Source organism: Budvicia aquatica DSM 5075 = ATCC 35567 (assembly GCF_000427805.1).
In the GTDB taxonomy this organism is placed as follows: Bacteria; Pseudomonadota; Gammaproteobacteria; order Enterobacterales; family Enterobacteriaceae; genus Budvicia; species Budvicia aquatica.
In genome coordinates this window covers 94,406-117,278 of record NZ_ATYS01000001.1, presented here as the reverse complement: position 1 = coordinate 117,278, position 22,873 = coordinate 94,406, and the positions used below count along the sequence as shown (strand labels likewise).

Sequence of the window (22,873 nt, the reverse complement as noted above, 5' to 3'; positions counted from 1 at the left end):
GTAAAGGGCTTTATCAATGCGAATTCTTTTAATTGAAGATGATATGTTAATTGGTGACGGCATCCACGTGGGCTTGGCTGAACTCGGTTTTACTATTGACTGGTTTACTGATGGACTGATTGGACAGCAGGCGATTGATTCAGCGCCTTACGACGCGGTAATTCTTGATTTAAGCCTGCCCGGTATCGATGGTATGGATATTTTGCGCACCTGGCGAAAAAATGGGCGTGATGAACCGGTGTTAATCTTAACCGCTCGTGATGCATTGTCTCAACGAGTGTCTGGATTACAGCTCGGTGCCGATGACTATTTATGCAAGCCTTTTGCCTTAGAAGAAGTAGCGGCCCGCCTTCAGGCGTTAATTCGCCGGCGTAGCGGGCAACTAAGCTCGATCATTCAGTATTCAGATATTGTGTTTGATACATCTAACTTTAGCGTTACAAAAGAAGGTATGCCGGTGGTATTAACCTCTCGTGAAATAAAGCTGCTGGAACTCTTCTTGCTCAATCAAAATCGGGTGTTGAATAAATCATTTATTCAAGAAAAGCTTTATTCATGGAGTGATGATGTGAGCAGTAATACCGTTGAAGTTCATATCCACAATCTAAGACATAAGTTAGGTAAGCACCTTATTCGCACAATTTACGGTATCGGTTATATTTTAGGTGAAGAAGCATGATAAGCCGGAGCCTGCGCACCCGTCTGGTGGTGATTTTTACCTTGTTATTGGTATTGGCCTGGGCAATCTCTTCTGCAATATCCTATGTTAAAGTCCGCCATCGCGTGCGGCTTATTTTCGACAGTGAGCAGATTATGTTTGCTCAGCGTTTAGAACGCTCGAATCTCACCGACCTGCTGAAGATTTTACCGGAAAACGATAAAACATCGCTAAAAGATGGCCAATATAATCAGGCCAGAGAAATCTTCTCTTTTGCCATATTTACCGTCGATGGTAAGAGATTAATCAGCAACAAAAATGACGATTTTGACTTTAATTATTCAAAGGACAGGCTTAAGTTAGACAATGGCCCCGTGTTTGAAGAGAATCCTGCACTACGCACCCTATGGCTGAGATCGCAGGATGGGCAATTTGTTATTGCCGTCGGGCAAGAGAATACTTATCGCAATAAGCTGACCATCAAAATTTTGACCGACCACGCCGTTACGCCGTGGGTTATCCTGCTGCCAATCTTATTACTGATGATCGTACTTATTATTAACCGCGAGCTGGCTCCGTTAAAGCAGATGTCCCGCGCGCTTAAAAATCGATCGCCGGACGATGATACCCCGCTCGATGGTCAACGATTACCAAGTGAGATGCTGCCGTTTGTTGATGCGTTAAATAGCCTGTTTGCCCGAATAGGCCATCTTCTTCGCCGAGAAAGACGTTTTGTATCAGATGCAGCCCATGAACTTCGTAGCCCATTAGCCGCCCTTCGGGTGCAGGCTCAGGTTGCTCAGTTAGCCATTAATAAACCGGAGGTTCAGCTTCGGGCGCTGGATAATCTGACCATTGGCATTGACCGGGCTTCCCGCCTGATCGATCAGCTGTTAACGCTGTCAAAGTTGGATGCTGAAGAGTCAGTTCCTGACCCTACGCCGGTTAACTGGCAGCGTATCATTCAGGATATGCAGCCCCTGTTTTTCACTCTGGCGCAAAAAAATGATATTGATCTACAGGTTAACTATCAGGGGAATCCGCCGGACTCTCAGGGGAACTCATTGTTATTATCGCTGCTTATTCGCAATCTGGTGGATAATGCGCTGCACTACACTCAGAAAGGCGGCTTTGTGCGGGTCACTTTGTCCAATAATGCTTTTACCGTCGAAGACAATGGCCCGGGCGTTACACAAGAACAGTTGACCCGGCTGGGTGAACGATTCTACCGCCCGCCCGGACAAATCAAAACCGGCAGTGGTTTAGGTATCTCTATTTCAAAACAGATTGCAGATCTGCATGGCTTACAGGTCACTTTTAATCATCGTGAAGGCGGCGGTTTTATCGCGACTATTATGATTAATCAGCGATAGGTTATTTCAGCGTCTGCGAAGAGAACACCAGGGCAGTTAAGCGTAGTCAATGGTGATTAACCTAATTATCACCAAGATCTCTGCCCCGTCACCCCGTTGAAAAACGGGGTCTAGCCCCTAAACCATTGCCCCTAAGGTCGTCATCCCCGCCAAGGCCCACTACTGTTCAAGATAAATAGAAAGGCATCAAAAGTTAAGAACTCTTATTTATCAGTAAGAATTTGCTTCAAGAAATTGATAGTAAAGTGATTCAATTTAGTTTTATTGTCAGTTTCGTCTGCAAAAATAATGTCGAAATATAACCTTTTGCTGGCGTTCGAGAGGCAATATTTTTGAGTTCAGTGGGCTCCGAGCCTACCTTTGCTTAATATATAACCGCTGTGATAATTCGCTACGCCCCCTCATGACATTTCTATTCTTTAACTTCATCATAACCTCTATTATTTTTGATTAAATTAAATCATAATGATTTTTAATAATCAAAGTAAAGGGGCATATCATGGTTCAGCATTCCAATAAACAGGCTTTAATCACCGGAACCAGCTCAGGGATTGGCGCTGCAATTGCAACAAAACTCTTAAATGAGGGCTGGCAGGTTATCGGGCTATCGCGCAAGCCCGGCAATATTCAGCATATTAACTTCACCCATAAAATGATTGATGTCACCGATATTTCGGCTCTTGATGACCTGCTGGCGGAAATAACCCAGGTCGATGCGGTCATTCATGCCGCAGGAATAATGAAGTCAGCCCCTTTAGGCCAACTTTGCCAACAAGACAGTGAAAAATTATGGAAGCTGCATATACAGGTGGCAGAAGTTTTAGCCGATCGATTAATGACTAAGCTACCGTCCGGCGGGCGCATTATACTGCTCGGTAGTCGTACTTCATCAGGCGTGGCCGGTCGAAGTCAGTATGTAGCCACTAAATCGGCTATGATTGGCATGGCCCGAAGCTGGGCGGCTGAACTGGCACCAAAGGGCATTACGGTGAATATTGTTGCGCCGGGTGCGACTGAAACGCCGATGCTGATGAAACCCGGCAGAGAAAGCTCTCCGCCTAAGTGCCCGCCAATCGGCCGTTTTATTCAACCACAGGAAGTGGCTGACTTAGTTCACTACTTGCTGTCACCTTCTGCCGCAGCGATTACCGGCCAGCAGTTAGTCATTTGTGGCGGGGCTTCTTTAGCCTAAAACAACGGCTCAGGGCCAACTGATTTTCACTAAAAAGCCCCCCTGCGGTCGGTTGCCGAATTTCACTGACAGCCCGTGTAATCGGGCAATACGTTGCACTATTGATAATCCCAGCCCGCTGCCGGTTTTAGCCTGCCCCGGCGGGCGGTAGAAACGCTCACCAATACGTTGAATAAATTCATCACTAACCCCGGGGCCGTTATCCTCAACGCTAAAACTGTTTGATTCCAGCGTTACTGTGACACAACTCCCCGATTGGCTATAGCGAACGGCGTTATCAAACAGATTGCGAATCAGTACCGAAAGTAATAACCCATGACCGCGTATTGGTTTGGGTGATTGTTTAATATCCAGCCGAAACTCAACCCCTTCAGCCTGCGCTTTATGATAAATATCCGCTACGCTACTTTGTAATAGAGCCGGCCAGTCGACCTTCTCAACCTCATCCAGTTCAGATAAGGAATCCAGCCGGGACAGCATCAGCAACTGATCGACAACCCGAGTTGAACGATCTATTCCATCCGTCAGATTAGCCAATGCGTGATTTCGCATTTCTTCATCATTTCCGGCCAGCATAGCGACTTCAGTTTGTACCTTGAGTGCCGCCAGCGGGCTGCGCAGCTCGTGCGCAGCATCAGAGGTGAACCGGCGCTCTCTGGCCAGCATGTTACCAATGCGAGAAAATAGGCCATTAAGTGCAATCACCATCGGGCGAACTTCGCTGGGAACCTGTTGTGTGGTTAGCGGAAGTTCATCATCAGGCTGCCGTTGGCTCAACTCTTTCGCAATATATCGCAATGGTTTAAGCTCTCGGGTGATCAACCATATCATCAGCAGCATCATTAATGGCAGAGCGACAAGCCACGGCGTAAGCTGCGAAACAACAATATCCTGTGCCATATCCTGTCGGTAATCCAGCTCTTGCCCGACTACCACGACATACTGTTTATCCGCTGTTGCCAACCAGACTAAGCGCCACTCATCATCGCTATCTTTAAGCGTTGAGTTAACAAATCCATCGCCGTGATAATCGAACTTCAACTTGCGACCATTATCGCCGTCATTTAACAGCATTTTTCCGTCATGGGTAAAAATGGCAAAAGCCAGAGCATCATCATCCTGGCGGCCGCGGTTATGCGGTACCATTTTTTTTGTTTTATCCAGACTATGGTTGCCACTGAACGTTTCAGGGTCCAGCACTGACAAACGTTTGGCAAACACCATTTGTTGAGTATCGAACAGTTCATTAATGTTTTTGCTGGTTTGCTGCCAGGCTAAAAAGCTGGCAATACCCCAAGTGACCAAAGCCAGTATCACAAACACCAGAATCAGCCGTAGTCTGAGGCTAAGGGATGTCATTTTGCTTCTCCCAGCGTATAGCCAACGCCATGAACCGTGCGGATAAAATCATTACCCAACTTACGCCTCAGGTGGTGAACGTGAACTTCTACCGCATTGCTGCTGACTTCTTCATCCCAGTTATACAGTTTTTCTTCAATTAGCGGCCGCGGTAAGACCCTTCCCGCGTTATGCATAAAGAGCTCCAATATGGCGAGCTCTTTGGGCGTCAGGATCACCGGTTCACCATGACTGGTTACTTTCATACTGGCAGGGTCAAACACCACATGGTTATAGCTTAAGGTTGGCGTCAGTTGACCATGGCGACGTCGGATTAACGCCTGAAGGCGAGCGGCAACTTCAGCCAGCGCAAAGGGCTTGCATAAATAGTCATCGGCTCCGTTTTGCAACCCGGCGACCTTTTGAGACAACGCATCACGAGCGGTCAGGATTAACACCGGTTCATCATGCCCGCTGTTACGCCACTGATACAGGATATCCATACCGTCAATACCGGGCAGGCTGAGGTCTAAAATTACAGCGTCATAAGGTGCGGCATCTATAGCCTGCAGACCCGTTTTGCCGTCAGAGAACCAGTCAATACTGAACCCCAGCTTGGTTAAGCCGGCTTTTAATCCATCACCTATTAACTTATCATCTTCAATCAGCAAAACCCGCATAACCTAGCCTCCTTAATATTGATGGGCTATTATTTACAGCATAAATGAGCATGTGGCTATCTCCTGATTGGCGTTGAGTAAAAAAACTTTTTATATTCCGGTTCTTAAGATCTTGTTAAGAACTTCGTGGTTAAATAGTTCTCAACAAGGCGACATAAACCGCCATTCATTCATCGTTAAATATTTTGTTGTTAGGGAGAATTCAATGAAAAAGATCGCAATACTAGCCTTAGTTACCGCGTTAACCAGTACCGCAGCATTTGCACAAAATAACCAGTCAGGTGGTTTTGTTAATCCTGATGCCCCGGCAATAACCAGTACTCAATCTGGCGGCTTCTCAGGTCCTAAAGCCAGCAGCATGACCGTTGAGCAAGCCAAAAAGATGAGTGATGATACTTGGGTGACTTTACAAGGCACCATTGAGAGCCAAGTCAGTAAAGAGCATTATCTATTCCGTGATGCAACCGGCACCATCAATATCGATATTGACGATAAACGTTGGAATGGCCTGACGGTGACACCAAAAGACAAAGTTGAGATTGAAGGCGAAGTGGATAAAGACTTTAACTCTGTAGAAATCGATGTAAAACGAATCCGTAAGATTCAATAATCATCATACTCAGGCTGAAGGGACATGATTCCTTCAGCCTGAGTAGATTATAATGAGTCCTCTCCGCGATAACCTACCGCCTCAACCGACCACCTTCGGTTAAAAATCCTGCGATACAATACTTGTTTTTTACCCGATGTCTGACATTATCGGGTAATGGATTGCCGTATTCAGGATTAACAAGATTCTATGCTCGAAACATCACTGTTTATCGCCACTCTGGCTACCTTAGGGATGATCTCCCCCGGCCCGGATTTTTTTCTGGTGGTTAAGAATGCTGCCCGTTATCGCCGTTCACTTGCCATGATGACGGTATTCGGCGTGATTATGGGCGTTGTTACTCATATGACCTACTGCGTTGCCGGCTTAGCGGTGGTCATTACGGCTACTCCGTGGCTATTTAACCTACTTAAATATGCCGGCGCAGGTTATCTGATTTGGATTGGTATTCAGGCGCTGCGTTCTCATGGTGACAGTAAGTTGGATGTCACTAACGTTGTCAGGCAACAAACCAGCTATAAAAGTGCTTTTATACAGGGATACTTGTGTAACCTGTTAAATCCGAAAGCGACGCTGTTTTTTCTCTCGGTCTTCACACAGGTTCTGAGTATCGACTCAGGAATGGGTGAAAAGCTGTGGTACGCCTTTATTATCGTTATTCTGGCGGTTATCTGGTGGCCAATTTTGGTGTTTTTGATCCAAAGTGCTCCGGTTCGCCGTGGTTTAGCAAAAGCACAGAAAGTGGTTGATAAAGTATTAGGCGTGGTGCTGATCGGCCTGGGAATTAGGGTCGCGTGGGGAGATTAATATTTTCGGCTCTGATTTATCGAAACTGTCATCCCATCATTCCGGGATGACAGGCAGGTAAACTTAATGGTCCTTGTTTGCAATCATCTCAATTTCCACTTCCGCACCCAGCGGTAGCCCTAATACAGCAATACAGGTTCTTGCCGGATAAGGCGATGAAAAGTACGTTTTGTACACCTCATTCATTGCTGAGAAATTATTCATATCGGTAAGATAAACATTAACCTTCACGACGTTGCTCTCATTCAGGCCGGCAGCGCTGAGGATCGCAAGTAAATTGCGAAAACACTGCTCAGTCTGCTTTGAAATATCCCCTATCAGCGCTTTTCCGCCTTCAGAGTTCATTGCCGTCTGGCCAGAGAAATAAACCAAGTTACCGGCATCGATGGCATTAGAGTAAGGGCCTGAGGCAATAACATCATTAGAATCATAGGCAATTCTTGTCATTCTTTTGCTCCTGATAAATTGAATTAATGTCCGCCTCATGATTGCACAAGCAAAGATCGGGAACTATCTGAAAAATTTTACTAATCTGCCGGAGATTAAACGATTTGGCGGGCTAGATAACCCGCATTTGGTGACGTTGTCACCAAATGCTCTATTTAATACCATGGGTAATATACAGTGCCAATCAATTAGCTGGCGTAGGCTTTAGCTCAGGTTCAACCATGCTGTAAACCTGATTTTTTAGTTCAGTTTTCAGTAACGATTCAATCTCCAGCGCAACATCACTGCGATTTACAAAGCCATGAACTTCCTGATTGATAAACAGTTTGGCTTGTCCGCTGGGTTCTCCGTTGAGTAATCCTCCCGGACGTAAAATACAGTAATCAAGCGTGCTGGTTTGCAGCCAGCTCTCCGCCAGTGACTTCTCACGAACCGCCTGACCAAATGCAGCTTTGGCCCGATCGGATAAGGTCGGCCAGCTATCGCCACAACCCAGAGATGTCACCATCACCATCCGTTTAATTGCACTTTTTTCGGCGCAGTCAATAATAGTGCGATGAGCCAGGTAGTCATGACGACCACCGATAGTTGAAATAATCACCGCGTCCTGACCTGCCGCCTGACAGGCTTTTTCTACCGCAGCTTCATCACAGGCATCACCTTTAATAACCCGAATACCCTGACCTTCCAAACGTAGAACATCTTCCTCACTACGAACAAAAGCGATTGCCGGCTGGCCGCTGTTTATAGCGCGCTGTAATAACAGCGCGCCGGTTCCTTTTGCGGCACCAAAAATTAGCCAGCAACTCATGAGTTAATGCTCTTTAATTTATCAGCCAGTTGACGGAATGCCGTTACCTGATCGGCCAACAGTTGGCGGTGGCTATCGCGGCCCAAAAATATTTTAAACATGGCGTTTTGCTGTTGATTGAAAAATACAATGGAAGCGGTTGCCATTCCCATAAAGTCACGTTCAATCAAGGCAATATGACGGCAATTTTCAGCTTTAATATGGCCACTTAAACCATTTTTTCCACGTAGGTTGTAATAACCATGGCGATGAAATCCGGATGGCAGCTCACCTTGAAACTCAAGGATAACGTCAGCGTTATGGACCAGCGTGGTCACTGTCCCCCAAGTAGTAACCTCATCCCATACGGTATCAAACTGTTCGCCGCCGGTCAGAGTGTGAACAGGCAATGTGGCAACAACCTCGAGTAACGACACATTGTATTGCTTAGCCACGTCTTCTAACGTGCCGTCCGGGTTAGTTTTCATAAATTCAGCGAGGGTCATTTGTAGCGCGATATCAGTCATGAGCTTATTTTCCTTTTGGCATTAAATTCAGGCATTAAATTCAGGCATTAACCTGCATAATAATTTGTTGGAGAGACTGCAATAAATTACTGGCCCAGAAACGCCCGCTGTCGGTCAAATGCAGACACGCCCTATTGTCTTTCACTAATCCGGCCTGATGCCATTGGTCGATCAGCGGCTGCAATATTGCGCTGTGCGGCGTCAGTCGTGGAAGATCGATACGACCAATTTCAATACCTTCCTGTAGCTGATGGCGCCACAAATAACCGGTATCCGTTACCTGTGTCATCATCATGATTGGCTTCTGCCCGTTTTCCAACATTTGATAATATTTATCCAGATTACGTTCCATCATATAGGCCTGACCGTTCAGATTACCGCCAGCGCCGGAGCCCATAGCAATGCAGTCAGCACCCTGTTTAATCAGCAGGTTATATAAATTACGTTCTCTGGTAGTACGTGCCCAGTGGCTATTGCTTAACTGACGCCAGCCATAGTCCGCCAGCATTGATGCGCCCTGTAGATAAAAATCCCGACGTTGAGCAACATCAGGTAAGGTAACGCGATTATTTTCAGATGCTTTAGCCAGCGGCGTAGTCGGCAACAGGTTGAGTGCATATAAATCGACGCCGTCCAGACCTAAATCTCGCACAATCGCTAAATCTTCAGCCCACGTTTGTTCGGTCTGACCGGGCAGGCCAAACATCAAATCACATACCACCGCAGCCCGGTCACGAGAGCAAAGATTTTTCATAAAGCTGACAGACTGTTGCTTGTCTGAAGTACGGGCCATTTTTTGACGAATTTTGGTATCAAAAGTCTGAATACCAATAGAAAAACGATTTGCTCCCGCATCCAGGCAGGCATCAATACGCTGGTCATCAAAGTTAAGAATTCGCCCTTCAACGGTGATTTCACAGTCAGGGGCCAAGGGCAAACGGGCCTTAAGCGTACTGATAATTCGATAAAGTTCTGTCGCGGCCAGCGATGTCGGTGTCCCGCCGCCAAAATAGACCGCATGAATGGGTGCCGACTGATGCAACGGGCTATCAGCCTCCATCTCTATCTCTTGAAGTAAATAATCGACGTATTTTTCAGTGCTTTCCGGCTGTAAGCGGTTTTGGTAAAAACCACAGAATGTGCAATGGGTGGCACAAAAAGGAATGTGCAAATACAACAATCTTTTACGTGACGGTAGCTGACGTTGGGTTAATGCCTGCCATTCAGTTTGAATTTTATCGGCTGTTAAGGGAACACTATTGCGCCAGGGCATAGTTGCACGGCGATCGCTAAAGGGTAACGGACCAGATTGAGCGTAGTAAGGGGATAAATCAATTGTCATAGATCTCATACTCGAGCCAGAGCCAAATTTCCCTAAATTTAATGATAATAATAATCATTTAGCAAATGATATTTTTCTCATTTGCGTTGTATGCCGAAGAAGTACCCCCTAACTTACTGGGCCTTTATTTCTCATTTTATTAACAATAATGGCGAATACTAAAGTTGCATTTTTTATATTATTTATCATTACATTACTCATGCAACACATTCATAAATTGTTAATGAAATGGAAATGAAAAACTTAAAAATAATATTAAATCACTGATATAAATCTGATTTTTTCACCAAAAATCACTTTTAAAATTTATGATGGAGATCATAAGTTAACTAAATAATCTATTTATTTGCTCGAAAATTGGCTTAACTTTCTTTATAAATACAATTGATAACCATTCGCATTTATTTGCAATTAAAACAAAATCGAGATAATGAAAAATGTTCAAACGGAAAAACTCACTCACGTTTATTCTGCCATTACTTAGCTGTACCTCTGCCCTCGCTGACTCTTCAACATCAACACCGGTATCTGCTACTACGCCGGGAGAAACCATGGTCATTAGTGCCAGCCGATCTGAAAGCACCCTGTGGGAAAGCCCTGTTTCAATGCAAGTTGTCGACCGGGAAGAATTGGACCGACTGACCGGAGACTCCGTTGCTGAAGCGCTGCGAGATATTCCCGGCGTTGATATTTATGATAATGCTCTGGCCGGACGCAAGCAGATTCGTATCCGCGGTGAAGCCCCTTCCCGCGTACTCATTCTGATAGACGGCCAAGAAGTGACCTATCAACGCTCCGGGCAGAACTCAGGCCCGGGATTGCTGATTGACGAATCCTCCCTTGAGCGCATCGAAGTGGTTAAAGGACCTCACTCGGTACTTTATGGATCGCAGGCAATAGGTGGTGTAGTTAACTTTATAACCAAAAAAGGCGGAGATAAACCCTTTGGTGGCCGGGCAAACGTCACTTATGACAGCGCCACTAATGGCTGGAATCAATCCGGCAGTCTATTCGGCTCGGTTGATAATTTCGATTATCGACTCAATGCCAGTTATGCCGATCACGGCGATCGCGATACCCCAGATGGCCGTTTACCAAACACCGGTTTCAGTAATCAGAGTCAGGGAGCATGGCTAGGCTATACCCTTGATAAACATAAGTTCGGTATTTCGTTAGATCGTTATGAGTTAGATACCCAAACCTATTTTGACGATCCCGGCTATCAGAGCTTCAGCGTCAAAATACCTAAGCTAGAGCGTAAAAAAGTAGGCCTATTTTATGACTACAAGCCGGACGGGGATATTATCAAAAATATCCATCTTGATGGTTATCAACAAAAAATGACCCGCGAATTTCGCAATAACATTGCAGTCAGTACCTTTACCGGTAGCCCGATGATCGGCAATTTAAATGTCAAAACCAAAACCGGGACTAACGATACTCAAGATACTGACGGGCTGACGTTTCAAACCGATCTGCAGCTAACGGAAAATAATAAGCTGATTATCGGCAGTCAGTATCAACAAGATCGAGTCAAACAAAACTCCGACAGTAACGTTAGCTCTTCGACGACCACCGGTTTTCCTCCGGCAACTAACTACAGTCGTAATACCCATTCGAATAATCGCTGGGAGCAAACCAGCTGGTCGGCCTTCGGGCAAAATGAGCTAAAACTGGCTGAAGACTGGACCTGGACCCTAGGTGCCCGACAATACTGGCTGGAGTCCAAAGTCGTCGACGGCAATAGCCAAACAACTCACTCTAAGACCGGAGTTACCACCACCAATGCGGATAAGCAGACCACCCGTGATAATACCCTGATCGCCGCCACTAACCTGCGCTACTCCGGCTTCAAAAATACCGAGCTCAGGCTCTCTTATGCTCAAGGATATGTCTTCCCTAGCCTGTCTCATTTGTTTATTGAAACCACCGCCGGCGGCGGAACCATTTATGGGAATCCGGATTTGAAAGCCGAACGTTCAGATAACTATGAGATTGGCGCGCGGTATAATGGAAATCAATGGTATATCGATACCGCGTTCTACTACTCAATTGCCGATGATTACATTGCCAGTATCCCCTGTACCGGTAATCAGATTTGCCAAGGAAATATCAATACCGGTCGAACATCGTATCAGTACTATACCAACGCCAATAAGGCCACCACCTACGGGCTCGAAATGCACGCCGAGTATAACGGTTGGGTTATATCGCCCTACCTGACCGGCAATCTTATTCAGCGTGAGTTGGAGATGGAAAATACCAAAACCTATCATACCGGTGAACCTATGCTGACCGGTCGATTTGGTATCAAACACAATCGTTATTTCGACCTGATGGAACTGAATACCGATCTGTTTATTCGGGCAGCATCCGGTGCCACTGATAAAACGACCGATATTGAGTATCAATATCCGGGCTGGGCGACGGCTAATCTGGCCTTTACCGGTTACTTTGGTGCTGAAAACCAATATCAGGTTAATTTGGCGTTGAATAATCTGACCGACCGGCGTTATCAGACTGCCCATGAGAGCATTCCGGCCTCTGGCTTTAATGCTGCCGTTGGCCTTGGCATAAAATTTTAAGGAATCGCAATGATGAAGATAATTAGCGGATTATTGCTATTGGCGCTCCCTCTTCTGGCTCAGTCCCAAGACAGAATTATCATTGCCGGAGGGTCATTAACCGAGATCGTTTATGCCTTAGGTGCCGGTGACCGGGTAATCGCCGTTGATCAAACTTCCGGCTATCCCCCACAGGTTGGATCATTGCCTCAAATAGGCTACTGGAAGCAGCTAAATACCGAGGGCATTTTATCTCTGAAACCCGACCTGTTTATGACATGGAGTGATGCTGAACCTAACTGGGTTTTACAGCAGTTAGCTCAACAGAGCGTCAACGTTTCTCTTTTCAAACGCATACCCGCTACGGTTGAACAGCTATGTATCAATATCAGTCAGGTTGCAAAGATACTGGATTTAAAACCGCAGGGAGAGCGTCTGATTGCCGACATTAAGCAAAAAATTGACAGGGTAACGATCGAAGTCAGCAAACAGCCGGAAAAGGTACGCGTCTTATTCTTACTCAGCATCGGCGGTGGTTCGCCTCAGATAGCCGGTCAGGGAAGCATTGCTGATGGCATAATCACCCTGGCGGGCGGGACGAATGCCGCTACCCACAGTCAGTACAAGCAATACAGCGGTGAATCCATCATTGCTACCCGGCCAGATATCATTGTGGTGACTAAACAGAGTATGGAATCTACCGATGGTTTGAAAAGTCTGGAAGCTACACCGGGCGTCGTTCAGACGCCGGCATGGCGAAATCAACGCATCGTTGCCGTAGATCAAGCGACATTACTGGGAATGGGACCGCGCGTTGCTGAAGCCGTAGATGAACTATATCGGGGGTTTTATCCTGCTGCGGCTAAATAAGCCGTTAATTTAGTCCCTGTCGCCATGCTGTTTTTTAGCGGGATGGCGACAGAATCAACCTAAAAAGTACGCTGATAATCATCTCGCTTGTCAATTATTATACTTGCATCTCAAAAACAATGACCCCCATCAAAGAAATGCTAATAACAACTATTCTCATTCGCGTTTGATCTGTTATATTCTCCCCCGACTCTTTTAGGGCCATCGTTTTTTAACCATACATCAACACCCGGCACGGGGAATGGCTTAAAACAAAATAATAGCCGCAAATAACGTGCCTTTAGATATCATCAGGATACTTAATGAAAACCAGACAGTTAAACTGCCTCTATTTAGCCATTCTCAGCGCTATCTCTCTACCCGCATTTGCAGACAGCACGAATACTTCCGATGAAACTATGGTGGTCACTGCATCCGGCTTTTTGCAAAGCCTGCGTAATGCCCCTGCCAGTATTTCGGTAGTAACCCGAGAAGAACTGGAAAAAAGGCCAATTCATAACCTGGCCGATGCGGTAAAAGATATTGAAGGCGTCAGTATCACCGGCAGCGGTACCAATACCCAGGATATCTCTATCCGTGGCTTACCCGGTGATTACACGCTGATTTTAGTTGATGGTAAACGTCAGAATAGCCGTGAATCCCGCCCTAACGGTAGCGGTGGCTTTGAAGCCGGTTTCGTGCCACCGGTAGAAGCCATTGATCGAATTGAAGTTATCCGCGGCCCGATGTCATCTCTATATGGCTCAGATGCTATGGGTGGCGTCATTAACGTGATTACCCGTAAAGTTACGCCGAAATGGCACGGTGCAGTGAGTATGGACGGCACCATTCAAGAGAACTCAGACTCAGGTAATATCTATAACGGTAACTTCTATCTGTCTGGTCCGTTAATTGAAAAAACCGTCGGTTTTCAGGTTTATGGTTACGGTAATTTCCGTCCTGAAGATGAAATTATCGGCGGGTATAATAAAAATGATAATAAGAGCATTACCACTAAGTTAACCATTACGCCAACCGAAAGTCAGGAAATCATACTGGAAAGCGGTCGCACCGTGCAAAAGCGGGAGTCTACGCCAGGAAAGTCTATCGATGCTTATACTATTCGCGGCTCGCTGAAACAGCCAAATCCTAAAACCGATATCAATAACGAACGCAACCACTGGGCGATTACCCACAACGGTCAATGGGGCTTTGGCTTCTCTGACGTAAGCCTGTATCAGGAAAAAACCAAGCGAAATACCCAGACTTATAAGTTAGATTCTGCCAGTGGAGCATGGAACGGTGGCTATGAAGCACGCAAACCTGAAATTACCAATACGGTGGTAGACGCTAAACTGACTCTGCCCCTGACCAATAATATGCTTACCATCGGTGGTCAATATCAATATTCCGAGCTGGAAGACTCTTCAGCAACGGGGAAAACAACTACCGAGCAGGCAAAAATAAGCGCTTATCAGCAATCTGTGTTTATTGAAAACGAGCTATCGCTGACCGATGACCTGAGCCTGACCGGGGGGATTCGCTTAGACGACCACGAAACCTACGGCGAATACTGGAACCCTCGGGGTTATTTGGTTTATCACCTGACGGATGAAATCACTCTGCGCGGTGGGGTCGCTAAAGCATTCAGAGCCCCGACCTTACGCGAAATCAGCCCAAGTTATGGAACATCAACTCAGGGCGGTGCCGGCATTATGTACGGTAACGCAGATCTTAAGCCTGAAACCAGCCTGAATCAGGAGATCGGAATTGCTTACGATCATGAATCCGGATTCAATGCAGCACTGACCCTGTTTAACACTGATTTTAAAAATAAATTAACCAGCTACAGTACCGGAACCAAAGATCCAATTACCGGTCTGAATCTGTACACTTACGACAACGTGGGTGAAGCCAATATTAAAGGTATTGAAGCCGCCACCACAATTCCAGTGGCAGAAGCGTGGAAGTTGAACCTCAACTACACTTATCTGGAATCTAAACGTGAAAGCGATGATGAATTCTTTAGTACCGGAGAATCATTGAAAGGTCAGCCATTGGCACAAACGCCTAAACATAGCGCTAATGCCAAATTAACCTGGTCAGTCAATGAAGACTTAGAGGCTTACACTCGAGTAACGTATACCGGTGAACAAGTCTGGGCAGCTCAGCGCAATAGCTATACGGGTCCGCGCTATCGTTCAGCCTTTACCACTGCAGACGTAGGTGGCAGTTATCAAATCAATAAGAACACCCAGTTAAATCTGGCTGTGCTGAACATTACTGATGAAACCAATGACGCTATTGATGTCAATGGCGGGAACTGGATGATTGAAGACGGACGCCGTTACTGGGCCGGCATCAATGTGAAATTCTAACCTTCGGTCGCGGTACTGCAACGTCAGTACCGCGCCAACGACTTGAGTGATAATAAAACTATGCTAAAAACCATTGCTCTCACCCTCACGACACTTTTACTCTCCTTCAGTATTCATGCTAAGCCTAATCAGGTTATTCAGCCTATCTCTGAAAATGCCAAAACCCGTTTTGAAATTCAGCAGTACGATCTTGCTGGCGAAGATAAATCACAATATCGAATTTTCGTTGCCGTCCCGCGCACGCCTGCGCCAGCCGGCGGCTATCCGGTGTTGTATTTATTAGATGGCAACAATACGTTTCCGATGGCGGTGAATGGTTATCTGCCAGTGAATGGTGACGCGCCATTAATTATTGCCATCGGTTATCCCGGTGACACCGCTTATAATCAAGAAGCCCGCACCCGCGATTACACCCCGGCAGCCCCCGGTGAAGAATTTGCTAAAGGTGGTAATGCTGAAGACTTCTTCCTATTTATTAACCAAAAGCTAAAGCCTTGGGCCTCCGCGCGCTACGCCATTGATATGAAGCGCCAAACTTTATCCGGTCACTCTTTTGGAGGCTTGTTTACCCTTTATACATTATTTAACCACACCGATGAGTTCCAACATTATGTTGCTGCTAGCCCATCAATCTGGTGGGGCAACGGTATTGTGATTCCCTCGAGAACGCCGCTACTGAATACCAAGCCAAAATCCATCACCATTACCGTCGGTGAGTTCGAAGAAAAGCCGGAACCGGCTAATGCAGCAAAACCGGAAGACCCGCAAAGAGTTAAACGTAAAGCCGAACGCCAGCAGGTGACGAAAGCCCGCGACCTTGTGGCAACCCTTAAGCAACAGGGTAACAATGTTAACTTTATAATGTTTGCAGGAAAAAACCACGGTACCGTTATTCCTGATGCAGTGAATACGGCGGTGATGGTGGCAGGTCAATAAACTAACAGGTGCACGGGCTTAATAGCCCGTGCTAAATCTCTCTGCACAAACGTTCCAGAATCCCACCCAATTATTCATTATTATCTCTGCATACCTCACTCCCCCCGATGGATATTTTATGGGACAGTTAATTCCGTTTATTCTTTTTGCCTTTGTGGCCTCAATTACCCCCGGGCCAACCAACGTACTTATTTTGTCTCAAAGTGCCCGCCACGGTTTTAACGCCAGCATCGGGCTAATTGTCGGAGCAGGCGTTACCGCGGCGGCCATTGTTTGGATTACCGGAATTAGCTTAGGGACCACGCTGACAGAATACCCTATGTTACAAACCGGTATGACATGGGCCGGTATCGCGTTATTAACCTGGGTGTCATGGCAAATCTACCGGGAATCCCCTTCTGAGATTCCTGATGGTAGTCAGGCGAGTACCGGTACACGTATCGGCCTGATGGGTGGTGCAGGGCTACAGTTTATCAACCCTAAAGCCTGGATGATGGCAATCGCCGTCATCAGCGTATTTTTACCGGACTCACCCGATCGAAATTATTACGTCGGGGTTTACTCACTGACCTTCTTAGCCGTTTCCCTGCCCTGTATGGTTCTTTGGGCACTGTTAGGCTGTGGCGCTGCACGGATTATCAGTACGCCACAACAGATGAAAATCTTTAATACCTTGATGGCGCTATTGTTGCTGTTATCGACATGGGCCAACCTGATAATTTAAAAGGATTAACGTTGCAGGCACAATTTGCGGTAATGGGATGGGGTTAAACGATAGGCTTTGCGGAACCAGCGGCCCATATGGCTTTGGTCGGCAAAGCCGACAATCGTAGAAACGTCTATGGGTAACATGCCGTTGGCTAACAGCAGCCGGGCATGGGTTAGTTTGAGCTGAACCAGATAGGTATGAGGCGGCTGGCCAAAACGTTGTTTAAATGCCCGAGTCAGCGTAAATCGATCGGTATCCAGCACCGCCGATAAGTCATCCAGCCCGATATTTTCATACATATGGGCATGAATATACTCTCTGGCTCGTTCGGCCAGCGTCAAATTAAGTCCTGATTGTTGGGTATTCGCCCGCCATGCCACGTGGCGGGTTAACGTGGCAAGCAGAGTGTCAATGGCACTCTGTTTAACCATGCGGATTTCGCCATAATGCAGCATCTCAAACGCATCAGATATTGCCTGTGCCAGCTGAGGATCCTGAGAAAGCGTGGTATCAAACCCCGGTATGTAACCCACCGGGACTTGTTCAAACAGCCCGGATAGCGACTGTTCCAGCCACTCAGGATCGATATATAGCATCCGGTAAGTAAAGCCATCCTGTCGAATCGACTCACCGTCATGCATTTCTCCCGGCTCTAATAAAAAGACCTTCCCTGGTGTACTCTGCACTTTCTGCTTACGGCAGTTAAACTGCTGAATGCCCTGCTCGGTCAATCCCACCAGATAGCTTGGATGCCAGTGAGGATCGTAAGCATGACCTTTAAAATGGGCGCGCAGGGTTTCAATACCGGTATCCGCATCACGAGATAAATCTATCCAGTTAGTTGACGACGTCATAAACCCCCTTTAGTCGCTGAGTTGTTACAAATCCTTCGGGCTGTTATCAGAATCCCCGTCCGCAACCTCTGGCGTGATATTTTGGATAGTCAGACTCTGCGGGCTGGATAAGCGAACGTTGGCAGCCCGTAAGCGTTTCAGCAGATCGAACAGCAGGTCGCTTTTTGTTCGGCTGACAATTCTCGGGCTACTAACGTATCCGGTCACGCTCAGGGTTATGCCATCCGGCGTAAGCTGGCTAAAGCTAACCGAAGGCGCCGGCATGTCCAGAATAGATTCATGCATCTGGTAAGCTTCCAGCAGAATGGTGCGAACCTGTTCAGGATCGATATCCAGCGGGAAAGTTAACGGGATCGTGACGACTCCCTGAGCGCTCCCCATCGTGACATTACGTACACTCTGAGAAATAAACTGAGAGTTCGGCACAATGACCGTCGATTTATCGCTCATCTGGATCTCCGTTGCCCGTACGTTAATTCTGCGGATGTCCCCTTCAATACCGGCAATACTAACCAAATCACCCACTTTAACCGGACGCTCCGTCAGCAAAATCAGACCAGAGATAAAGTTTTTAACGATTTCCTGTAAGCCGAAACCAATACCGACGGACAAAGCACTCACAATCCAGGCCAGTTTATTCCACTCAATGCCCAGCAAAGATAAGGTAACTAAAATAACGATCACATAACCAATATTGCTGAATAGCGTCACCAGAGACATGCGCATTCCGGTGTCCATGGTGGTTTTCGGCAGAAATTTAGTGTTTAACCAACGGCGGGCGGTTCTTAGTATATAGAGCCCTAACGCCATGCTAATCAATGCATTAAAGACATTGGCCGGAACAATATTGATTTTCCCAAGGCTATCACTGCCCATGATCTCAATCACTTTATTCACGATGGTCATCGGCGTTGTCGCACCGTACGTCCCGTTAAATAAGGCAATGGCGGCCAGAAGAATCAATAGCGTATGACCGATAGCAGAAAATAAAATCGTCGCCTGGTCCAGATACCTGACGTCCAGGTTAAATGCCTGTTTTAACCACTTTCCGCTGGCGTTATTCGCTGAAAACAGGCTTTCACAGGCATCACCGACAAACTTAAACATCAGATACAGGCTGGATAACACGATACCGACCCACACCATTTCATAAGTCAGGAACCGGGCCAGCGGAATATAGCCAATTAATAGGGAAAGTAAAATGCTAATGGCAACGGCCGAGGCCACAATATGCACCAAACCGGCAACCGTTGAGCGTGAATCAATAGGTTCACCTATGGCAGCCATATGACGGCGAATACGATTAGTTTGTATCGGGGCCAAACAGCCCAGAATCCCCACTAATAACGATGCCAGACCATTACCAAAAATAGCCGTTGGGACGCTGCTACCAATGTTGGTATTAACCTGTTCTACAATGCCAAAAAACATCAATACCATTGCTATGGCAGGCGGGAATATGCCTAAAACTTTAGCGACCTGATCCGGCATGGGTGCCAAACGCCATGATGGCCGCTGGTTAGATAATATTGCCCGGCCGAGTCCGACAATCAGCGCAGAGAAAATGATCAGGGTAAACACACCATCAGCAAAACTTTGCAGCAGCGGAGTCAGTGTATTTTGTCGGGCAAAGACCTGGTATAACAAACCGGCCCCGCCCCATAGCGTCAGTACCGTCGTCAGCACTGTTGCACAGGCAAAAAAGCTGCGCCTTAGGCGCCCGTCGGGAATACCGTTGGTACAGACCCAAACGATAAGTAAATCCATTACCCGCCGGCCATATCCCCAGACGGCTAATGCCAATACAAATAAAACAGTCGAGCCAAACAGCGTATCGGGCTTCCAGGCGTTGTCCCAGGCCTCTTTCACTTGCCCGATAAAGTTATCTAATCGAATAACATCTTCCGGCTGCGGGCTAAATACCGGCGACCAGAAACGCGCGCCTAAAATGCTACCCGAGTTTAAGGCGAGCTGCGTTTTTAAGGCATTGCGGCGTAGAGCAAGAATTTGGGTAGACAGATTAGATGCATTAGTTTTTAGCGTTTGAGCATGTTCCAGCGCTTTCTCTAGCTGAGTCTTTTGAGCCGTAATAGTGCTGCGCTGTTTCATCACCTCCGGTGACTCTGGCATTGCACCTTCTGCCGGAGCTGGCCCGATAACATCAATTTGGGTCTGAATCTGAGCCAGGTCGGGTAATAATGCACTAATGAAATCATCCGTCTGATTAACCAACTCGAGGGTTTGATTATTTAACGAGCTGAGTTCGCTATCTTTGGTAGCAGCAGAGACTTCTTGTTTAATATCATTAAGCCTTTGCTGTAACTTATCCAGTTCACTAGGTTCAATATTTTTATTATTTTTAGACAGTACCTTCGGCTGTGTTTTTGTCACAGTGTCAGTTTTGCTCTCCGCAAATGCTGACGGAGATAATACACTCAGAGCAAGCAACGGTAATATTAACAGCAGCGTCTGTGACAGTTTACGCATAAAACAAAAGCTCCAAACATCATGGTGTTCAAGCCGGAGACGACTGATTAGCCGTCATCAGGTTATCTTTGATTACCGTTATCAAAAAGCTACTTAAGAGTCTTCTTTAAATCATCGACTGAAATCGATGCAACAATGCTGCCTGAGAGCGGAGTTTTTAAAACGTGATGTTTAATTTTCCCCCACACCTGCATTTCACATGGCTTACAGTCAAATTTTAGCGTCAATATTTCATCATTATGAACCAGTTGCATCGGTGTCGCCCGGCCCTTCACGCCCTGTACACCTTTAGCCTGCTTAGGACATAAATTAAAGGCAAACCGCAGACAGTGTTTGGTTATCATGACCGGTACGTCTGATTTTTCCTGATGGGCTTCATAAGCGGCATCAATTAACTTAACCCCAAAACGGTGATAGAACTCACGGGCTTTATGGTTATAAACGTTGGCCAAAAAGGTCAAGTGGGTTTCAGGGTAGACAGGCTCCGGCGTTGAGACAGCCAGGCGTTCAGCACGCTGATAGTGACTAACCCGAGCTTCAGTTAATGCCTCAATCGCGTCGCGACGCAGCTGATTTAACTGAGCGCTAGGGATAAAACAAACAATCGGTAAATCAATACGTACCGCGGTTGCTTTGTAGATTGTTTGCCCCAGCTTAGCCAGCCCGTCTTTTAAGCTGCTTAATGCTTTATCAGCCTGATTTGCCACATCAAAATCATTTTTCAGTGACACCGTAACGAAAACATTCTCTTCGCTGGTGGCGCGCAGTAATAAATTGTCGCCCTCAGCGGTTAAGTGTAGTTCAACATTAATTCGACGCTCGCTTGAAGACTTCAACAGCGACTGCTGCCAGACATGATCAAGGTTGCGATTAAGCGGATGCTCCGGGCGCAGTTTACTGAACTCAGGTAACATCTCGTTGGGATAAATCCGATAACGTAAGTTATCAACCTTCTCAACTTTACTGGCCCTAAACCCGACGATTTCACGTTTGATTAGCACATTCAGACCATCGCCATTATTTAGCGGTTCAGTCACCTTAACGTCTAAATAAGTCGAAGTAACTTTAAGTACTTCACCTATCGGCAACCCGACAAATTTAGGTGAATCAAATGCCCCGATATCGATCTGCCGCGCATTGACAAAATAGTCGGTACTGCCTCGGTGGAAGGTTTTTTCAGGGTCGGGAAGAAAGTGATGTTGAGTCCTGCCGCTGGAAGCTGATGTCAGGTCTGTTCTCTGTTCCAAAATAGCGTCTAGCTGCTGGCGATAGTAAGCCGTAATGTTTTTCACATAGCCCATATCTTTATAGCGCCCTTCAATCTTGAAAGAACGTACGCCGGCATCAATCAATGCGCTCAGGTTAGCCGCCTGATTATTGTCTTTCATCGAAAGCAGATGTTTATCATAGGCAACAATACCGCCTTTATCGTCTTTTAACGTAAAAGGTAAACGGCAGGCTTGCGAACAGTCACCGCGGTTCGCACTGCGTCCGGTTTGAGCATGGGATATATAGCACTGGCCTGAGAACGCCACGCATAATGCGCCGTGAATAAAGAACTCAATGGATGAAGTTACATTTTGCTTAATCTGGCGGATCTCACTGAGATTGAGCTCTCTGGCTAACACCAGTTGTGATAAGCCAACGTCAGATAAAAACTTGGCTTTTTCGACCGTCCGAATATCAGTTTGAGTACTGGCATGAAGGTCAATCGGTGGAATATCTAATTGCAGAATACCCATATCCTGAACAATAAGGGCATCAACGCCAACCTGATACAGTTGATGAATCAACTGCCGTGCGGGCTCCAGCTCATCATCATGTAGGATAGTATTCAGCGTAATAAAGACTTTGACATAATAGCGATGGGCAAACTCAACCAGTTCAGCAATATCTTTTAGGCTATTACCGGCATTATGGCGGGCACCAAAACCCGGGCCACCGATATAAATCGCATCCGCGCCATGAAGGATAGCTTCACGGGCAATTTCGACGTCACGGGCCGGACTAAGTAATTCGAGCTGATTATCTAAAAGTCTCATAGGTCACTGCATTTATCATGATTCAGATTATGCATTTCAGTGGACAATGGCATGACATCCGGCCTGAAAGCTGCTTATACCCTGCCTCTGAAATCAGATAAAACCTATTCAGTGATTCATCAGGGGAAGCTATTGTACCTCAGATTTGATTTTTAACGCACCGTGGCGCTAACAGTTTATTTAACGGGATAATTGCTCTGAATTGACACAAATTTGGTCAGCTAACACCACATAATGGGTGTTAGCTGACCAAGCAGATAACAACAAAAGCGGATAAAACAGCCGGTGAA

Annotated in this window: 19 protein-coding genes; 10 read left to right on the top strand and 9 right to left on the bottom strand. The window is 46.5% G+C overall.

Translation table 11 applies throughout. The features are described from left to right. Nucleotides 1-16: 16 nt before the first annotated feature. The 3 genes from YWE_RS0100500 to YWE_RS0100490 all read left to right on the top strand — a co-directional run bounded on the left by YWE_RS0100500 (nucleotide 17) and on the right by YWE_RS0100490 (nucleotide 3,223). Nucleotides 17-679, top strand: a complete 663-nt coding sequence (locus YWE_RS0100500; RefSeq protein WP_029092755.1) for a response regulator — start codon at nucleotides 17-19, stop codon at nucleotides 677-679. After that, entirely contained in the window at nucleotides 676-2,031 is a 1,356-nt protein-coding gene (gene qseC / locus YWE_RS0100495) for a quorum sensing histidine kinase QseC (protein WP_029092754.1), read from the top strand. Before YWE_RS0100500 ends, qseC (YWE_RS0100495) begins: the two co-directional genes overlap by 4 nt. 499 nt (nucleotides 2,032-2,530) lie before the next feature. Continuing rightward, entirely contained in the window at nucleotides 2,531-3,223 is a 693-nt protein-coding gene (locus YWE_RS0100490) for an SDR family NAD(P)-dependent oxidoreductase (protein WP_029092753.1), read from the top strand. Between the two features lie 9 nt (nucleotides 3,224-3,232). Here the strand turns inward: YWE_RS0100490 and qseC (YWE_RS0100485) are convergent, their stop codons facing one another. Beyond that, a complete protein-coding gene (gene qseC / locus YWE_RS0100485; RefSeq protein ID WP_029092752.1) occupies nucleotides 3,233-4,582 on the bottom strand; it encodes a quorum sensing histidine kinase QseC in 1,350 nt (449 codons plus the stop codon). After that, nucleotides 4,579-5,241: a quorum sensing response regulator transcription factor QseB gene (qseB, locus tag YWE_RS0100480; RefSeq protein WP_029092751.1), complete on the bottom strand. Its 663-nt coding sequence runs from the start codon at nucleotides 5,239-5,241 to the stop codon at nucleotides 4,579-4,581. The genes qseC (YWE_RS0100485) and qseB overlap by 4 nt, the downstream gene beginning before the upstream one ends. 205 nt (nucleotides 5,242-5,446) lie before the next feature. On the opposite strand from qseB, the gene YWE_RS0100475 reads away from it, so the two are divergent. Both YWE_RS0100475 and YWE_RS0100470 read left to right on the top strand, forming a co-directional pair. Continuing rightward, nucleotides 5,447-5,851: a YgiW/YdeI family stress tolerance OB fold protein gene (locus YWE_RS0100475; protein WP_029092750.1), complete on the top strand. Its 405-nt coding sequence runs from the start codon at nucleotides 5,447-5,449 to the stop codon at nucleotides 5,849-5,851. Nucleotides 5,852-6,040: 189 nt separating this feature from the next. Beyond that, complete coding sequence (locus YWE_RS0100470; RefSeq protein ID WP_029092749.1) at nucleotides 6,041-6,658, top strand: LysE family translocator; 618 nt, start codon at nucleotides 6,041-6,043, stop codon at nucleotides 6,656-6,658. 63 nt (nucleotides 6,659-6,721) lie between these two features. On the opposite strand, the gene YWE_RS0100465 is transcribed toward YWE_RS0100470, so the two are convergent. The 4 genes from YWE_RS0100465 to hutW all read right to left on the bottom strand — a co-directional run bounded on the left by YWE_RS0100465 (nucleotide 6,722) and on the right by hutW (nucleotide 9,764). Then, nucleotides 6,722-7,105, bottom strand: coding sequence for a RidA family protein (locus tag YWE_RS0100465; RefSeq protein ID WP_029092748.1), 384 nt, complete (start codon nucleotides 7,103-7,105; stop codon nucleotides 6,722-6,724). A 184-nt stretch (nucleotides 7,106-7,289) separates the two neighbouring features. Then, nucleotides 7,290-7,916 (bottom strand): SDR family oxidoreductase, encoded by a 627-nt coding sequence (locus tag YWE_RS0100460; protein WP_029092747.1) that lies wholly within the window; start codon nucleotides 7,914-7,916, stop codon nucleotides 7,290-7,292. Then, nucleotides 7,913-8,422, bottom strand: a complete 510-nt coding sequence (hutX, locus tag YWE_RS0100455) for a heme utilization cystosolic carrier protein HutX (protein ID WP_029092746.1) — start codon at nucleotides 8,420-8,422, stop codon at nucleotides 7,913-7,915. Before hutX ends, YWE_RS0100460 begins: the two co-directional genes overlap by 4 nt. A gap of 40 nt (nucleotides 8,423-8,462) precedes the next feature. Continuing rightward, a complete protein-coding gene (gene hutW, locus YWE_RS0100450; protein WP_029092745.1) occupies nucleotides 8,463-9,764 on the bottom strand; it encodes a heme anaerobic degradation radical SAM methyltransferase ChuW/HutW in 1,302 nt (433 codons plus the stop codon). Nucleotides 9,765-10,201: 437 nt separating this feature from the next. Between hutW and YWE_RS0100445 the strand changes: the two genes are divergently transcribed. The 5 genes from YWE_RS0100445 to YWE_RS0100425 all read left to right on the top strand — a co-directional run bounded on the left by YWE_RS0100445 (nucleotide 10,202) and on the right by YWE_RS0100425 (nucleotide 17,215). Next, nucleotides 10,202-12,349: a TonB-dependent receptor plug domain-containing protein gene (locus YWE_RS0100445; RefSeq protein ID WP_029092744.1), complete on the top strand. Its 2,148-nt coding sequence runs from the start codon at nucleotides 10,202-10,204 to the stop codon at nucleotides 12,347-12,349. Between the two features lie 9 nt (nucleotides 12,350-12,358). Continuing rightward, entirely contained in the window at nucleotides 12,359-13,198 is an 840-nt protein-coding gene (locus YWE_RS0100440) for a heme/hemin ABC transporter substrate-binding protein (RefSeq protein WP_029092743.1), read from the top strand. Between the two features lie 302 nt (nucleotides 13,199-13,500). After that, nucleotides 13,501-15,555: a TonB-dependent receptor domain-containing protein gene (locus YWE_RS0100435; protein WP_029092742.1), complete on the top strand. Its 2,055-nt coding sequence runs from the start codon at nucleotides 13,501-13,503 to the stop codon at nucleotides 15,553-15,555. Nucleotides 15,556-15,615: 60 nt separating this feature from the next. Further along, nucleotides 15,616-16,491: an alpha/beta hydrolase gene (locus YWE_RS0100430; protein ID WP_036014590.1), complete on the top strand. Its 876-nt coding sequence runs from the start codon at nucleotides 15,616-15,618 to the stop codon at nucleotides 16,489-16,491. Between the two features lie 118 nt (nucleotides 16,492-16,609). Next, the gene (locus YWE_RS0100425; RefSeq protein ID WP_029092740.1) at nucleotides 16,610-17,215 is read left to right on the top strand and encodes a LysE family translocator; all 606 of its coding nucleotides are present in this window, start codon (nucleotides 16,610-16,612) and stop codon (nucleotides 17,213-17,215) included. Between the two features lie 5 nt (nucleotides 17,216-17,220). On the opposite strand, the gene YWE_RS0100420 is transcribed toward YWE_RS0100425, so the two are convergent. The 3 genes from YWE_RS0100420 to YWE_RS0100410 all read right to left on the bottom strand — a co-directional run bounded on the left by YWE_RS0100420 (nucleotide 17,221) and on the right by YWE_RS0100410 (nucleotide 22,583). Next, complete coding sequence (locus YWE_RS0100420) at nucleotides 17,221-18,054, bottom strand: AraC family transcriptional regulator (protein WP_029092739.1); 834 nt, start codon at nucleotides 18,052-18,054, stop codon at nucleotides 17,221-17,223. A gap of 24 nt (nucleotides 18,055-18,078) precedes the next feature. Continuing rightward, on the bottom strand, nucleotides 18,079-20,541 hold the full coding sequence (locus tag YWE_RS0100415; protein ID WP_029092738.1) for a DUF3772 domain-containing protein: 2,463 nt from the start codon (nucleotides 20,539-20,541) through the stop codon (nucleotides 18,079-18,081). Between the two features lie 89 nt (nucleotides 20,542-20,630). After that, nucleotides 20,631-22,583: a peptidase U32 family protein gene (locus tag YWE_RS0100410; protein ID WP_029092737.1), complete on the bottom strand. Its 1,953-nt coding sequence runs from the start codon at nucleotides 22,581-22,583 to the stop codon at nucleotides 20,631-20,633. Nucleotides 22,584-22,873: the final 290 nt, after the last annotated feature.

Bases quoted from the DNA above. Each gene is read 5' to 3' on its own strand.
- YWE_RS0100420 (WP_029092739.1), bottom strand. From the start codon at position 18,054: ATGACGTCGTCAACTAACTGGATAGATTTATCTCGTGATGCGGATACC.
- qseC (WP_029092752.1), bottom strand. From the start codon at position 4,582: ATGACATCCCTTAGCCTCAGACTACGGCTGATTCTGGTGTTTGTGATA.
- YWE_RS0100490 (WP_029092753.1), top strand. From the start codon at position 2,531: ATGGTTCAGCATTCCAATAAACAGGCTTTAATCACCGGAACCAGCTCA.
- qseC (WP_029092754.1), top strand. From the start codon at position 676: ATGATAAGCCGGAGCCTGCGCACCCGTCTGGTGGTGATTTTTACCTTG.
- hutW (WP_029092745.1), bottom strand. From the start codon at position 9,764: ATGACAATTGATTTATCCCCTTACTACGCTCAATCTGGTCCGTTACCC.
- YWE_RS0100430 (WP_036014590.1), top strand. From the start codon at position 15,616: ATGCTAAAAACCATTGCTCTCACCCTCACGACACTTTTACTCTCCTTC.
- YWE_RS0100435 (WP_029092742.1), top strand. From the start codon at position 13,501: ATGAAAACCAGACAGTTAAACTGCCTCTATTTAGCCATTCTCAGCGCT.
- hutX (WP_029092746.1), bottom strand. From the start codon at position 8,422: ATGACTGATATCGCGCTACAAATGACCCTCGCTGAATTTATGAAAACT.
- YWE_RS0100425 (WP_029092740.1), top strand. From the start codon at position 16,610: ATGGGACAGTTAATTCCGTTTATTCTTTTTGCCTTTGTGGCCTCAATT.
- YWE_RS0100500 (WP_029092755.1), top strand. From the start codon at position 17: ATGCGAATTCTTTTAATTGAAGATGATATGTTAATTGGTGACGGCATC.
- qseB (WP_029092751.1), bottom strand. From the start codon at position 5,241: ATGCGGGTTTTGCTGATTGAAGATGATAAGTTAATAGGTGATGGATTA.
- YWE_RS0100415 (WP_029092738.1), bottom strand. From the start codon at position 20,541: ATGCGTAAACTGTCACAGACGCTGCTGTTAATATTACCGTTGCTTGCT.
- YWE_RS0100440 (WP_029092743.1), top strand. From the start codon at position 12,359: ATGATGAAGATAATTAGCGGATTATTGCTATTGGCGCTCCCTCTTCTG.
- YWE_RS0100460 (WP_029092747.1), bottom strand. From the start codon at position 7,916: ATGAGTTGCTGGCTAATTTTTGGTGCCGCAAAAGGAACCGGCGCGCTG.
- YWE_RS0100445 (WP_029092744.1), top strand. From the start codon at position 10,202: ATGTTCAAACGGAAAAACTCACTCACGTTTATTCTGCCATTACTTAGC.
- YWE_RS0100470 (WP_029092749.1), top strand. From the start codon at position 6,041: ATGCTCGAAACATCACTGTTTATCGCCACTCTGGCTACCTTAGGGATG.
- YWE_RS0100475 (WP_029092750.1), top strand. From the start codon at position 5,447: ATGAAAAAGATCGCAATACTAGCCTTAGTTACCGCGTTAACCAGTACC.
- YWE_RS0100465 (WP_029092748.1), bottom strand. From the start codon at position 7,105: ATGACAAGAATTGCCTATGATTCTAATGATGTTATTGCCTCAGGCCCT.
- YWE_RS0100410 (WP_029092737.1), bottom strand. From the start codon at position 22,583: ATGAGACTTTTAGATAATCAGCTCGAATTACTTAGTCCGGCCCGTGAC.